Origin of the sequence: Roseateles toxinivorans (assembly GCF_004362525.1) — a bacterium.
Lineage (GTDB): Bacteria > Pseudomonadota > Gammaproteobacteria > Burkholderiales > Burkholderiaceae_C > Paucibacter > Paucibacter toxinivorans.
In genome coordinates this window covers 1212553-1225619 of sequence record NZ_SNXS01000001.1, presented here as the reverse complement: position 1 = coordinate 1225619, position 13067 = coordinate 1212553, and the positions used below count along the sequence as shown (strand labels likewise).

Sequence of the window (13067 nt, the reverse complement as noted above, 5' to 3'; positions counted from 1 at the left end):
GCCCGAGATCGGCCCGGTCGAGATACTGAAAACCCAGCACACCATGACCCGAAAAATCCGCACCCGCATCGCCCCGTCGCCCACCGGCTTTCTGCACCTGGGCACGGCCCGCACGGCCCTGTACTCCTGGGCCTATGCCCGCCACTACGGCGGTGAGTTCATCCTGCGCATCGAAGACACCGACGTGGCCCGCTCCACCCAGGACTCGGTCGATCAGATCCTGGCCGCGATGAAGTGGCTGGGCCTGGACTACGACGAGGGCCCGATCTACCAGATGCAGCGCCTGGACCGCTACAACGCGGTGATCGAGCAGATGATCGCCGCTGGCACGGCCTACCGCTGCTACTGCACGCCACAGGAACTGGAGGCGATGAAGGCCGGCCAGGAGTCGCGCGGCGAGAAGCGCCGCTATGACGGCACTTGGCGCCCGGAGCCTGGCAAGACGCTGCCGCCGGTGCCTGCAGGGCTCAAGCCGGTGGTGCGCTTCAAGAATCCGCTTGACGGCGACGTGACCTGGAACGACCTGGTCAAAGGCCCTATCACCATCAACAACCGCGAGATCGACGACCTGATCATCGTGCGGCCCGACGGCATCCCGACCTACAACTTCTGCGTCGTCGTTGACGACTGGGACATGAACATCAGCCACGTCTTCCGTGGCGACGAGCATGTCAACAACACGCCCTGGCAGATCAATATATTCAACGCGCTGGGTGCGCCGTTGCCGCTGTTCGGTCATGTGCCGGTGATTCTTGGCGACGATGGTCAGAAGCTCTCCAAGCGCCGCGGCGCGGTCAGCGTGACAGCCTACGAAGAGGGCGGCTATCTGCCCGAGGCAATGCTGAACTATCTGTCGCGCCTGGGCTGGAGCCATGGCGACGACGAACTGTTCTCACGCGAACAACTGGTGCAGTGGTTCGATGGCGAGCATCTGTCCAAGAGCCCGGCGCAGTGGGATCCGGCCAAGCTGTCCTGGGTCAATGCCAGCTATATGAAGCTGGCCAGCGACGAACGCCTGGCACATCTGGTGCTGCCGCATCTGGCCAAGCTGGGCATTGAAGCGCAGGCCGATGGCTTGCTGGAGCAACGAGTGGCCCTGTTCAAGGACCGCTGCGCGACCCTGGTGGAACTGGCCGATTGGCTGAAGAGCTACTTCCAGCCTGTGGAGGCCACCGAGGCCGATCTCGCGCAGCACGTTACCGAGGCGATTCTCCCGGCGGTCGCTGCTCTTGCCGACAAGCTGGAGTCACTGACAGCATGGGACAAGGCGGCCGTGCAGGGGGCGATCAAGGAAGTCATCACCGCTCAGGGCATCAAGATGCCGCAACTGGCAATTCCAGTGCGCGTGCTGGTCTTCGGCCGCGCGCAAACGCCGTCGCTCGATGCGGTGCTGGCCCTGTTCGAGCAAAAAGTTGTCGTCGAGCGCTTGCGCGGCGTTTGAAAACCGTCATATAATCATTGTCTCGCTTGAACAGCGCGACACTCATAGAGTGAAATTTCTGAGGTAACTTTGAAATTGAATTCGACGGGGGTATAGCTCAGCTGGGAGAGCGCTTGCATGGCATGCAAGAGGTCAGCGGTTCGATCCCGCTTACCTCCACCAATATCTCGCAAGAGATGGAGGCGGCGCGATGTTCAAGACGGTGAAGGATTTGTCCCCTTCGTCTAGAGGCCTAGGACACCACCCTTTCACGGTGATTACAGGGGTTCGAATCCCCTAGGGGACGCCAGATTTGCCGGTATAATGCAGGCGAGTATGGAAAACGAGTTGGCAAGACTCGGCAGAGTAATCTGTGAATATTGCCACCACGCGGAGTGGTAGTTCAGTTGGTTAGAATACCGGCCTGTCACGCCGGGGGTCGCGGGTTCGAGTCCCGTCCACTCCGCCAAGTTTATCGTGCAGCATGGCTTGCCATGATGTGCAACGAATAAGCGACCCGAGGGTCGCTTGTTTTTTGGTTGTCTTGCCCGAACGGCACGGCTGCTCGACGAGAACAGAAAATTCTCTGGGGGTATAGCTCAGCTGGGAGAGCGCTTGCATGGCATGCAAGAGGTCAGCGGTTCGATCCCGCTTACCTCCACCACCCATCTTAGGATGTGTGAATTTGCGGCAGCCGGTTCGGGCGTTGATATTGAACGCGGGTATTGAGAGATATCAGCGCTGGTTTGAAAGAGATTTGTCCCCTTCGTCTAGAGGCCTAGGACACCACCCTTTCACGGTGATTACAGGGGTTCGAATCCCCTAGGGGACGCCAGATTTGCCGATATCATGCCGGCGAGTATGGAAACGAGTTTGGCAAGACTCGGCAGAGCAATCTGCGAATATTGCCGCCACGCGGAGTGGTAGTTCAGTTGGTTAGAATACCGGCCTGTCACGCCGGGGGTCGCGGGTTCGAGTCCCGTCCACTCCGCCAAGTATCAAGAAGAAAAGCCCCAGCAATATCAGTTGCTGGGGCTTTTTGCGTTTGGCTCTGTGGGGCCGAGCTCGCCTTCAGATCTGGCCGTACAGCGCCTTGCGCTGCGGCGTGTAGTGCCACCAGGGCGCAGCCGGCGCGCCGCGCATGAAGTCGGTGGCGGCCATGAAGGTGTCGAGTACGCAGGGGTCATGTCTTGCCCCCGTCACGGCGCACAGCTCCTGGTACAGCACGAAGGCATCGCGGCCGTTCAGTTCGCGGGGATGCTTGATGCCGATCAGCCGCAAATCATTGGCCAGCGACGGGCCGATATTCGGTATGTGCTCGAGTTCATGGCACTCGCTGGCCTCATTGGCTTTCAGGACTTTCATCGGACCTCGGTGTCTCTCACATCAGCATATTGCTGCGTATCAGGCCGACGGCCAGGCCTTCGATCTCGAAGTCATCGACGCCGGCCTGCACGATGATGGGCTCGAAGTCGGCGTTCTCGGGTCGCAGCTCTATCGTGTTGCGGGTCTTGTGGAAGCGCTTCACGGTGACCTCGTCGCCGAGGCGGGCGACGACCACCTGGCCGTTCTTGGCCTCGCGGGTCTTTTGCACGGCCAGCAGATCGCCATCCATGATGCCGATGTCGCGCATGCTCATGCCTTTGACCTTCAGCAGGAAGTCGGGCTTGCGGGCAAACATGCTGGCCTCGACCACATAGGTCTGGTCGATATGCTCCTGGGCCAGGATGGGGCTGCCGGCAGCGACGCGACCGACCAGGGGCAGGGTCAGCTGAGCAAAGCCGGGCAGGGGCATCGAGAATTGGCGGCCGCGGGCCTCGTTGAGCGCACGCAGCGTGTCGGATTTCAGGCGTATGCCGCGGGAAGTGCCGCCGACCAGTTCGATCGCGCCCTTGCGGGCGAGCGCCTGCAAATGCTCTTCGGCAGCATTGGCCGATTTGAAGCCCAACTCGGTGGCAATCTCGGCGCGGGTGGGCGGTGAGCCGGTGCGTTCGATGGCGCTTTGCACCAGGTCCAGGATCTGCTGCTGACGGGCAGTGAGTTTGGGGCTGTCGTCCACGGGCACCTCGTTGCGGCATATGCAGCTGCGGCACAATGCGCGCAGACTGACTGAACATCTATCCAGTAGCTGTATTTTCATCCAGCAAACTCAAAAATGCAAAGAACTTCGCAAACCATTGTCATCCTGGGCACCGGCGGCACGATTGCGGGCACGGCGGCCGATGCTTCCGACAACGTCGGCTACACCGCAGGCCAGATTGGCGTGGCGCAACTGGTCGCCGCCGTGCCGCCGCTGGCTGCGGTGCCGCTGGAATGCGAGCAGGTGGCCCAGCTCGATAGCAAGGACATGGACCATGCGACCTGGCAGCGCTTGGCACAGCGCGTGGCCCATCATCTGGCGCGACCCGAGGTGGCCGGCATCGTCATCACCCACGGCACTGACACGCTGGAAGAGACGGCCTATTTTCTGCACCGAGTGCTGGCACCGAGCAAGCCCGTGGTGTTGACGGCCGCAATGCGGCCTGCCACGGCGCTGTTGACGGATGGCCCGCAGAATCTGCTGGATGCGGTGACCGTCGCGTCCGCGCCGGGTGTGCAAGGTGTGGTGCTCGCCTTTGCCGGCGCCGTGCATGGCGCCATTGACGTGCGCAAGCGCCACAGCTATCGCATCGATGCCTTCGGCTCCGGTGATGCCGGCCCGCTGGCCTTGCTGGAGGAGGGCGCACTGCGCCAGCTTCGTGCCTGGCCCACCGGCGATGCCATCGGCCTCGATTGCCTGGCCCGGGACAGCTCCGCCTGGCCTCGCGTCGATGTGATCACCAGCCACGCCGGTGCTGACGGCCGCCTGGTGCAGGCCTTGCGCGGGCTGGGTGCGCAGGGCCTGGTGGTGGCGGCCACCGGCAATGGCACGGTGCACCAGTTGCTGGAAACCGCGCTGCAGGAGGCTCAGCGCGAGGGCGTGCCGGTCCTGCGCGCGACGCGATGCGCGGACGGCGCCATCGTCGGCGAAGCCCCCGGCGCCTTGGCTTCCGCCATGGCACTGAGCCCGGTCAAGGCCCGGGTGGAATTGCTGCTGCGCCTGCTGCAATCCTGACGAAAAAAACCCCAGACCTGCGAAGGGCTGGGGAGTGACAAAGGCAACAGTCGCTGCCCTTGAGTGTCGCGGTGAACTATGACCGAGGGATGACGTGCCTCAGCCTTGCGGCTTGTATCGCCGCGAGTCGCAACGCCCGCCGGGTCAAGGCTTCCACCTTGCCCGTCCGGGCTCAGACCAGGTTCAGCGCCACATCGATATTGCCGCGCGTCGCGTTCGAGTAGGGGCAAACCTGGTGGGCGGCGTGCACCAACTGTTCGGCGCTGGCCTTGTCCATGCCCGGGATGCTGATGTTCAGCGCGACCTGGATGCCGAGGCCGGCGGGGATGGGGCCGATGCTGACGTCGGCAGCGATCGACGTTTCGGCCGGCAGTGCGAGCTTCATCTTGCTAGCGACGACCTTCATCGCGCCGATGAAGCAGGCCGAGTAGCCGGCGGCGAACAGCTGCTCGGGATTGGTGCCGGGGCCGCCCGCGCCGCCCAGCTCCTTGGGCGTGCTGAGGGTGAGGTCAAGCACGCCGTCGGAGGAGCGTGACTTGCCTTCGCGGCCGCCGGTGGAAGTGGCATGGGCGGTGTACAGAACTTTGTCGAGAGCCATGATGGTTTCCTTCAAGTGAGCGCCGCAGCGCGTGGTGGGTGGGGGTGAATAATTCGGTGATCAAGCCGCCTGCTGCGTCTTCTGCAACTGGTCGCGCAAACGGCTCAGCCGCTGGGTCAGGTCGGTCAATTCGGTCAGCGAGCAGGCGGTGGCGCAGGCCAGCTGCTCGGGGATGTTCTTGGCCCGCGCCTTCATCTGTCGGCCCTCGGGCGTGAGCCGGACCTCGACCCGGCGCTCGTCGTCCTGGGCGCGTTGCCGAGTCAACCAGCCCGCCGCCTCCATGCGCTTGATCAGGGGGGTCAGGGTGCCCGAATCGAGGTGCAGGCGCTCGCCCAGTGCGGAGACGCCAAGGCCGTCTTGCTGCCAAAGCACCATCAGCACCAGGTACTGCGGATAGGTCAGGCCCAGCGGGTCCAGCATAGGCTTGTAGAGCTTGGTCATCGCCAGCGAGGACGAGTACAGCGCGAAGCACAGCTGCACATCCAGCGTCTGCCAGTCCGCTGCGGGTGCTGCTTGCTTGATGGGTGTTGCGATGTGTGCCATGGGGTGAATAGTGGCATGCAATTAGATTGTGAGCAACCTAATTATCGGAGACATCACCCGCAATGGGGTGATGTGGGTGGCGTCGTCGAGTGGCGCCGGTTTATGGCACTCGCGCGTGAGGCGCGCTGACCGGGCTGGTTACAGCGCCGCGGCGGTCGTCAGCGCCTCGATTTCTTCGTTCAGCTCCAGCCAGCGGGCCTCCAAGGTCTCGACCTCCTCGTTGACCTGCTTCAGCCTCCGGCCGCGCTCGGCCATCTGCGGCGGCGTCAGCGCGCGGGAGGCCAGGGCGACCTCGAGCTGGCTGCGCTCGGTGGCCAGGGCGGCCATCTGCTGGTCCAGTCGCTCGACCTCCTTGCGCAACGGGCGGGTGGCCTCGGTCAGGCGCTTTTTCGCCTGGGCCTGGGCCTTGCGATCGCTATGCTTGTCGTTCGAGGACTTGGCGCCGTCGGTGGTGGCGCGCACCGGGCGTGCGGCTTCCTTCTGCGCACGGGCCATCTCGCGCGATGTCTCCAGCAGCCACTTCTGGTAGTCGTCCAGATCGCCATCGAACGGTTCGACCTTGCCATCGGCCACCAGCCAGAACTCGTCGCAGACCTCGCGCAAGAGCGCGCGATCGTGGCTGACCAGCATCACCGTGCCCTCGAACTCGTTCAGCGCCATCGACAGCGCTTCGCGGGTCGTCAAGTCCAGGTGGTTGGTGGGCTCATCCAATAGCAAGAGATTGGGGCGCTGCCAGACCAGCATCGCCAGCACCAGGCGGGCCTTCTCGCCGCCCGACAAGGAGCCGACCTCCTGGCTGACCATGTCGCCGATGAAGCGGAAGCGCCCGAGGAAGTCGCGCAACTCCTGCTCGCGGGCCTGGGGGCTGACCTCCTTGGCCAGGCGGATCATGTGCTGCAGCGGGCCTTCTTCCAGGCGCAGCACGTCCAGCTCCTGCTGGGCGAAGTAGCCGATCGACAGGCCCTTGCCCTCGGTGATCTCGCCGCCCAGCGCCTTCTGCATACGCGCGACGGTCTTCACGAGCGTGGACTTGCCCTGGCCGTTGGCGCCCAGGATGCCGATGCGCTGGCCGGCCAGCACCGAGCGGCTGATATGGCGCACGATGATGTTGTCACGCCCTTCAGTCTGGTACCCGCAGGCCACGTCATCCAGCGTCAACATCGGATTGGGCAGACTCAGCGGCTCGCGGAACTCGAATTCGAAGTCGGCGGACGTCAGCACCGGCCCCAGCTTTTCCATCCGCTCGAGTGCCTTCACGCGGCTCTGCGCCTGCTTGGCCTTGCTGGCCTTGGCCTTGAAGCGGTCGATGAACTTCTGCAGATGCGCCATGCGCTCCTGCTGCTTCTCGTAGGAGGCCTGTGCCTGGACCATGCGCTCGGCGCGCATCATCTCGAAGGCCGTGTAGTTGCCGGTGTAGCGGGTCAGCTTGGCCTCATCGAGGTGCAGCGTGACGCGGGTGATCGCATCGAGGAATTCTCGGTCGTGGCTGATGACGATCATCGTGCCTTCGTAGCGCTGCAGCCAGGCTTCCAGCCAGACCAGGGCGTCCAAGTCCAAGTGGTTGGTCGGCTCGTCAAGCAGCATCAGATCGGCCGGGCACATCAGCGCGCGGGCCAGCTGCAAGCGCATGCGCCAGCCACCCGAAAAGCTGTTCACCGGCGCATCGACCTGCTCGCCGCGGAAACCCAGACCCATCAGCAACGCCTGCGCGCGGGCTCGGGCGTCGAAGCTGCCGGCGTCGGTCAGGTGCATATGCGCCTCGGCGATCGCATGACCGTCGCCGCTGGCCTCGGCCGCGACCAGATCGGCCTCGGCGGCGGCCAGGCGCACATCGCCTTGCAGCACATAGTCGGTGGCCGAGTCTTCGGTTTCCGGCATCGATTGGGCGACCTCGCCGACGGTCCATTGCTTCGGAATGTCGGCGTCGCCCAGGTCGCTTTGCAGGCGGTGGGTCAGCAGCGCGAACAGGCTTGACTTGCCGGCGCCGTTGCGCCCGACCAGGCCGATCTTCTCGCCGGGCTGCAGGGTCACGCTGGCATCGTCCAGCACAACCTTGGTGCCGCGGCGCAGGGTGACGTTCTTCAAAGTAATCATGACTGCAACAAAGCCTCTCGTGTCACCAGCAGGACCTGGTCATCGCCAGCGCTGGTTTCCAACCAAACAACATCCAAACCCGGAAAGGCCTGCTCGAAAAATTCACGTTCATTGCCGATCTCCAGCACCAGCACGGCGTGTTCGCTCATGCAGCGTGGCGCATCGGCCAGCAGCTGGCGCACGAAGTCCATGCCGTCGGCACCGCCAGCCAGCGCCAGCTCGGGCTCGGCCCGGTACTCAGCCGGCAGCTTGGCCATTGAGCCTGCATTGACGTAGGGCGGGTTGCACAGGATCAGGTCCCAGGGACCAGGCACAGCCTTCAGACCATCGCTCTCGACCAGGCTGATCTGGTCTTGCAACGCATGCCGGTCCACATTGATGCGTGCCACGGCGAGTGCCTCGGGGGACAGGTCTGCACCGGTGACCTGGGTCTCCGGCCAGGCCATCGCGGCCAGCACGGCAAGGCTGCCGTTGCCGGTGCACAGGTCCAGAATCTTGCGGGTGTCTTCGCCCAGCCAGGCGTCGAAGGTGCCCTCGGCAATCAGCTCGGCGATGAAGCTGCGCGGCACGATGGCCCGCTCGTCGACGTAGAAGGGCACGCCCTGCAGCCAGGCTTCCTGGGTCAGGTAGGCAGCAGGCTTTCGGGTGGCGATGCGCTGCTCGACCAAGGCGGCAATCTGCGCCTGCTCATCGTCGCTAAGTTCGCGCTCGGCATGATCATCCAACTCATCCAGCGGCAGCCCGAGGCGCCACAGCACCAGCCAGGCGGCCTCGTCAAAGGCATTGGACGTGCCATGGCCAAACGAAACGCCCGCCTGGGTCAGGCGGGCGGAGTGAAGCTCGATGCAGTGAATCAGTTTCAAGATATCAAGGTTTCCAACGTGCGTCGATAGACATTCTTCAGCGGCTCGATCGCGGCCACCTCCACGTGTTCATCGATCTTGTGAATGGTGGCATTGCGCGGACCGAACTCGACCACCTGCTTGCAGATCTTGGCGATGAAGCGGCCGTCCGAGGTGCCGCCGGTGGTGGACAGCACCGGCGTCTTGCCGGTCTCGGCTTGAATGGCGCCGCTCAGCGCTTCGCTCAAGGTGCCGACCGGTGTCAGGAACGGTTCGCCGCCCAAAATCCAGCTCAGCTCGTACTCGAGGCCATGCTTATCCAGCAGTGCAGTGACGCGCTGTTTCAGGCTGTCAGGTGTTGACTCGGTCGAAAAGCGGAAGTTGAAATCCACCACCATCTCTCCCGGGATCACATTGCCGACGCCGGTGCCGGCATGCACATTGGAGATCTGCCAGGTGGTCGGCGGGAAGTAGCTATTGCCCTCGTCCCAGGTCGTGGCGGCCAGCTCGGCCAGGGCCGCTGCGCCCTGGTGCACCGGGTTGCGGGCCAGATGCGGGTAGGCCACGTGGCCCTGTATGCCCTTGACCGTCAGCTTGGCCGTCAGCGACCCGCGCCGGCCGTTCTTGATCATGTCACCAAGCACATCGACCGAGGTCGGTTCGCCGACGATGCAGTAGTCCAGCCGCTGCCCGCGTTCACGCAGTTTGTGACAGACGACGACGGTGCCGTCCAGCGCCGGGCCTTCCTCGTCGCTGGTCAGCAGGAAGGCGACGCTGCCCTGGTGATCGGGATGGGCGGCGACGAATTCCTCGGCGGCGACGACCATGGCCGCGACCGAGGTCTTCATGTCGGCAGCACCTCGGCCGTACAACTGGCCATTGCGGTGCGTCGGCACGAAGGGGTCGCTGGACCAGGCCGTCAGCGCGCCGGTGGGCACGACATCGGTGTGGCCGGCGAACACCAGCACGGCGCCGTCGGCTGAGCGACCCTGCTTGATCGCCCACAGATTGCTGACGCGGAAGTTGTCCGGCCCGCTGTCGATGCGCTCCAGCGTGAAGCCGGCCGCTGCCAGGCGTGTGCCGATCAAGTCCAGGCAGCCGGCGTCATTCGGCGTGAGGGAAGGGCGCGACAGCAGCGCTTCAACAAGACTCAGCGTGTCGGACATGGGGTTCAATTGGGTGACAGAGGCATATGGCTGCTGTCCGTGCGCACGTCCAGCATGATTTCGGTGAAGCTGGCGCCATCGGTCGCGGTTTCTTCCTTCTTTGCGGCCGGCTTGCTGGTCGGTGACACATCGTTCTGCAACCGCCACAGCAGGTTGGTCGGAGAGTCGGCAAAGGCCAGGCCCTCGTCGCGGGTGATGGTGCCGTCGGTGATCAGGCGGGCGAAGTGCTCTTCGAAGGTCTGCGAACCCTCGGCGATGGACTTGGTCATCGCCTCCTTGATGCCGCTGAAATCACCCTGTTCGATCAGCTCCGAGATCAGCTTGGTGTTCTGCAGCACCTCGACCACGGGCACCCGGCCGCCGGCCGTGGCGCGCACCAGGCGCTGCGAGATCACCGCTTTCAGGCCGGCCGAGAGGTCGTTCAGCAGAGCCGCCCGTGACTCGGTCGGATAGAAGGACAGTATGCGGTTCAGCGCATGGTAGCTGTTGTTGCCGTGCATCGTGGCCATCACCAGGTGGCCGGATAGCGAGTAGGAAATGGCCGCCGTCATCGTCTCGCGATCGCGGATTTCGCCTATCAGTATGCAGTCGGGCGACTGGCGCAGCGCATTGCGCAGCGCGACCTGCAGCGAGGCGGTGTCGCGGCCGATCTCGCGCTGATTGACGACCGAGCGCTTGTTGGTGAACAGGTACTCGACCGGGTCTTCGATGGTCAGGATATGACCCGACATATTCTGGTTGCGCTGCTCCAGCATCGCCGCCAGCGTGGTCGATTTGCCGGTCCCTGTCGCGCCCACCATCAGTATCAGGCCGCGCTTTTCCAGCACCATCTTGCCCAGCGAGGCGGGCAGGTTCAGGCTGTCCAGAGAGGGAATGTTGTGCGGGATGTGGCGGAACACCGCGGCGATGCTGCCTCGCTGCTTGAAGCCCGAAAGGCGAAAGCTGCCGACCTTGGAGACCGACACCGCCAGGTTCAGCTCGCCTGTGCTTTCCAGTTCGGCAATCTCGGCCTCGGTCAGCACCTCGGCGATCAGTTGCTTGGGCTGGGCCGGCGTCAGCAACTGGTCGGACAGCTGAAGCACCTGGCCGTTGATGCGAATCAGCACCGGCATATTGGCGGACAGATAGACGTCGGACGCGCCCTTGTCTGCCATCAGACGCAGGATCCGTTCCATGTTTCCGCTCATACCGATGCCTCCCTTGCTGCGCTCGATCAGGCGCGCAGCAGATCGTTGATGCTGGTCTTTGCGCGCGTCTGTGCATCGACACGCTTGACGATCACGGCGCAATACAGGCTGTGGCTGCCGTCGGCGCTCGGCAGCGATCCGCTGACGACGACCGAGCCCGAGGGGATGCGGCCGTAGGTGATCTCGCCGGTGGCGCGGTCATAGATCTTGGTGCTCTGGCTGATGTACACGCCCATCGAGATCACCGAGTTCTCTTCTACGATCACGCCCTCGACGACTTCGGAGCGGGCGCCGACGAAGCAGTTGTCTTCGATGATGGTCGGGCTGGCCTGCAGCGGTTCCAGCACGCCACCGATGCCGACGCCGCCGGACAGGTGCACGTTCTTGCCGATCTGCGCGCAGGAGCCGACGGTGGCCCAGGTGTCGACCATGGTGTTTTCATCGACATAGGCGCCGATGTTGACGTAGGAGGGCATCAGCACGACGTTCTTGCCAATGAAGCTGCCGCGGCGGGCAACGGCCGGGGGCACCACGCGCACGCCGGTTTCGCGCATTTCCTGCTCGCTCAGGTGGGCGAACTTGGTCTGCACCTTGTCGAAGAAGCCCAGGTCGCCGGCACGCATCAGCTGGTTGTCCTTCAGGCGGAAGCTCAGCAGCACGGCCTTCTTGACCCACTCGTTGACCGTCCACTGGCCCACGCCCTGGCGCTCGGCCACGCGGATGCGGCCGGCGTTCAGGTCGGCGATCACATGCTCGACGGCCTCGGCCACTTCGGGTGCGGAGGCGGCACTGATCTGGGCACGGCCTTCCCAGGCGAGGTTGATGATGTCTTGCAGCTGTTGTGTCATGGTGGAGAAACTCGCAGAGGAAAGAGAAGGAATCGGTGGGTCAGAGACCGCGTTTGTATTCAGCGGCGAATGCGACGATGCGTTGCGCCGCCTCCAGGCATTCGGCCTGCTCGGCCACCAGGGCCAGGCGCACACGGCCCGCGCCCGGGTTCACGCCATGGGCTTCGCGCGCCAACAGGCTGCCGGGCAGCACGGTGACATTGTATTGAGCCAGCAGCTGAAGCGCGAACGCGACGTCATCGCCCCCGGGCACGCCGCACCACAGATAAAACCCTGCGTCGGGCAGGGCGACGTCGAGCACCTCAGCGAGCATCGGCGTGATGCGCCCGAACTTGGCGCGGTACTGCTCGCGGTTGGCCACCACATGGGCCTCGTCGTCCCAGGCCGCCAGGCTGGCCGCCTGCACGATGGGGCTCATCGCGCTGCCGTGGTAGGTGCGGTAGAGCAGGAACTGCTTGATCACCTGGGCGTCGCCGGCCACAAAGCCCGAACGCATGCCGGGCACATTGGAGCGCTTCGAGAGACTTGTGAAGGCAATCAGATTGCGGAAGTCGCTGCGGCCCAGCTTGACGGCCGCTTCAAGCCCACCGAGCGGCGCTTCTTCGCGGAAATAGATCTCCGAATAGCACTCGTCGCTGGCGATGATGAAGCCGTGGCGGTCGCTCAGTTCGAACAGCATCTGCCACTCTTCCAGCGGCATCACCGCGCCGGTCGGGTTGCCCGGCGAGCAGACGTAGAGCAGCTGGGTCTTGGCCCAGGCGGCCTCGTCAATCTCGGCCCAGTTGGCCGCGAAGTTGCGCTTGGGGTCGCTGTTGGCAAAGGCCACCTGCGCGCCGGCCAGCAGCGCGGCGCCTTCGTAGATTTGATAGAACGGGTTCGGGCAGACGACCGTGGCACCGGGGCGCGTGGGATCGATCACCGTCTGCGCCAGCGCGAACAGTGCCTCGCGCGAGCCGTTGACTGGCAGGATCTGCGTCGCGGCATCGACGTCAATCGCGTAGCGGCGCTTCAGCCAGGCGCTGATGGAGGCGCGCAGGCCCGGATCACCGGCGGTGGCCGGATAGCCCGACAGGCCTTTGAGATTGGCCAGCAGGGCCTGCTCGATCAGCGCCGGGGCCGGGTGCTTGGGCTCGCCTATGCCCAGGCTGATGGGCGTGTAGGCCGGGTTCGGCGTGACGCCTTTCTGCAGCGCGCGCAGGCGCTCGAAGGGGTAGGGATGGAGCTTGTCCAGCAGCGGGTTGTGAGGGGCCTGAGCGTTCATAGCGGGGATCATAG

The 13067-nt window shown here is 64.2% G+C and carries 12 protein-coding genes and 6 tRNA genes; 8 read left to right on the top strand and 10 right to left on the bottom strand.

Going from position 1 to position 13067, the window contains the following annotated elements:
- Positions 1 to 43: 43 nt before the first annotated feature.
- From gltX to DES47_RS05450, 7 genes are all read left to right on the top strand, one after another.
- On the top strand, positions 44 to 1441 hold the full coding sequence (gene gltX, locus DES47_RS05480; RefSeq protein ID WP_133699740.1) for a glutamate--tRNA ligase: 1398 nt from the start codon (positions 44 to 46) through the stop codon (positions 1439 to 1441).
- Positions 1442 to 1527: 86 nt separating this feature from the next.
- Positions 1528 to 1603: transfer RNA gene (locus DES47_RS05475), tRNA-Ala, on the top strand.
- Positions 1604 to 1654: 51 nt separating this feature from the next.
- A tRNA-Glu gene (locus tag DES47_RS05470) sits at positions 1655 to 1730 on the top strand.
- A gap of 82 nt (positions 1731 to 1812) precedes the next feature.
- A tRNA-Asp gene (locus tag DES47_RS05465) sits at positions 1813 to 1889 on the top strand.
- A 119-nt stretch (positions 1890 to 2008) separates the two neighbouring features.
- A tRNA-Ala gene (locus DES47_RS05460) sits at positions 2009 to 2084 on the top strand.
- A 95-nt stretch (positions 2085 to 2179) separates the two neighbouring features.
- Positions 2180 to 2255, top strand: a tRNA-Glu gene (locus DES47_RS05455).
- A gap of 82 nt (positions 2256 to 2337) precedes the next feature.
- Positions 2338 to 2414: transfer RNA gene (locus DES47_RS05450), tRNA-Asp, on the top strand.
- 77 nt (positions 2415 to 2491) lie between these two features.
- Here the strand turns inward: DES47_RS05450 and DES47_RS05445 are convergent.
- Both DES47_RS05445 and lexA read right to left on the bottom strand, forming a co-directional pair.
- Positions 2492 to 2785: a helix-hairpin-helix domain-containing protein gene (locus tag DES47_RS05445; RefSeq protein ID WP_133699602.1), complete on the bottom strand. Its 294-nt coding sequence runs from the start codon at positions 2783 to 2785 to the stop codon at positions 2492 to 2494.
- 16 nt (positions 2786 to 2801) lie between these two features.
- Positions 2802 to 3479 (bottom strand): transcriptional repressor LexA, encoded by a 678-nt coding sequence (lexA, locus tag DES47_RS05440; RefSeq protein WP_133699601.1) that lies wholly within the window; start codon positions 3477 to 3479, stop codon positions 2802 to 2804.
- 96 nt (positions 3480 to 3575) lie between these two features.
- On the opposite strand from lexA, the gene DES47_RS05435 reads away from it, so the two are divergent.
- Positions 3576 to 4514, top strand: coding sequence for an asparaginase (locus DES47_RS05435; protein WP_133699600.1), 939 nt, complete (start codon positions 3576 to 3578; stop codon positions 4512 to 4514).
- A gap of 172 nt (positions 4515 to 4686) precedes the next feature.
- Here DES47_RS05435 and DES47_RS05430 read toward each other — a convergent pair whose 3' ends face one another.
- The 8 genes from DES47_RS05430 to dapC form a co-directional block, all read right to left on the bottom strand.
- Positions 4687 to 5112 (bottom strand): organic hydroperoxide resistance protein, encoded by a 426-nt coding sequence (locus tag DES47_RS05430; RefSeq protein WP_133699599.1) that lies wholly within the window; start codon positions 5110 to 5112, stop codon positions 4687 to 4689.
- Positions 5113 to 5172: 60 nt separating this feature from the next.
- Positions 5173 to 5655, bottom strand: coding sequence for a MarR family winged helix-turn-helix transcriptional regulator (locus DES47_RS05425; RefSeq protein ID WP_133699598.1), 483 nt, complete (start codon positions 5653 to 5655; stop codon positions 5173 to 5175).
- 138 nt (positions 5656 to 5793) lie between these two features.
- Positions 5794 to 7749, bottom strand: a complete 1956-nt coding sequence (locus DES47_RS05420; protein WP_133699597.1) for an ATP-binding cassette domain-containing protein — start codon at positions 7747 to 7749, stop codon at positions 5794 to 5796.
- Complete coding sequence (prmB, locus tag DES47_RS05415) at positions 7746 to 8615, bottom strand: 50S ribosomal protein L3 N(5)-glutamine methyltransferase (protein WP_133699596.1); 870 nt, start codon at positions 8613 to 8615, stop codon at positions 7746 to 7748. Before prmB ends, DES47_RS05420 begins: the two co-directional genes overlap by 4 nt.
- Positions 8609 to 9757, bottom strand: coding sequence for a succinyl-diaminopimelate desuccinylase (gene dapE, locus DES47_RS05410; RefSeq protein WP_133699595.1), 1149 nt, complete (start codon positions 9755 to 9757; stop codon positions 8609 to 8611). The genes prmB and dapE overlap by 7 nt, the downstream gene beginning before the upstream one ends.
- Positions 9758 to 9762: 5 nt before the next feature.
- Positions 9763 to 10944, bottom strand: coding sequence for a PilT/PilU family type 4a pilus ATPase (locus DES47_RS05405; RefSeq protein WP_133699594.1), 1182 nt, complete (start codon positions 10942 to 10944; stop codon positions 9763 to 9765).
- A gap of 26 nt (positions 10945 to 10970) precedes the next feature.
- On the bottom strand, positions 10971 to 11792 hold the full coding sequence (gene dapD, locus DES47_RS05400) for a 2,3,4,5-tetrahydropyridine-2,6-dicarboxylate N-succinyltransferase (protein ID WP_133699593.1): 822 nt from the start codon (positions 11790 to 11792) through the stop codon (positions 10971 to 10973).
- Positions 11793 to 11832: 40 nt separating this feature from the next.
- Positions 11833 to 13053 (bottom strand): succinyldiaminopimelate transaminase, encoded by a 1221-nt coding sequence (gene dapC / locus DES47_RS05395; protein ID WP_133699592.1) that lies wholly within the window; start codon positions 13051 to 13053, stop codon positions 11833 to 11835.
- Between the last annotated feature and the right edge of the window lie 14 nt (positions 13054 to 13067).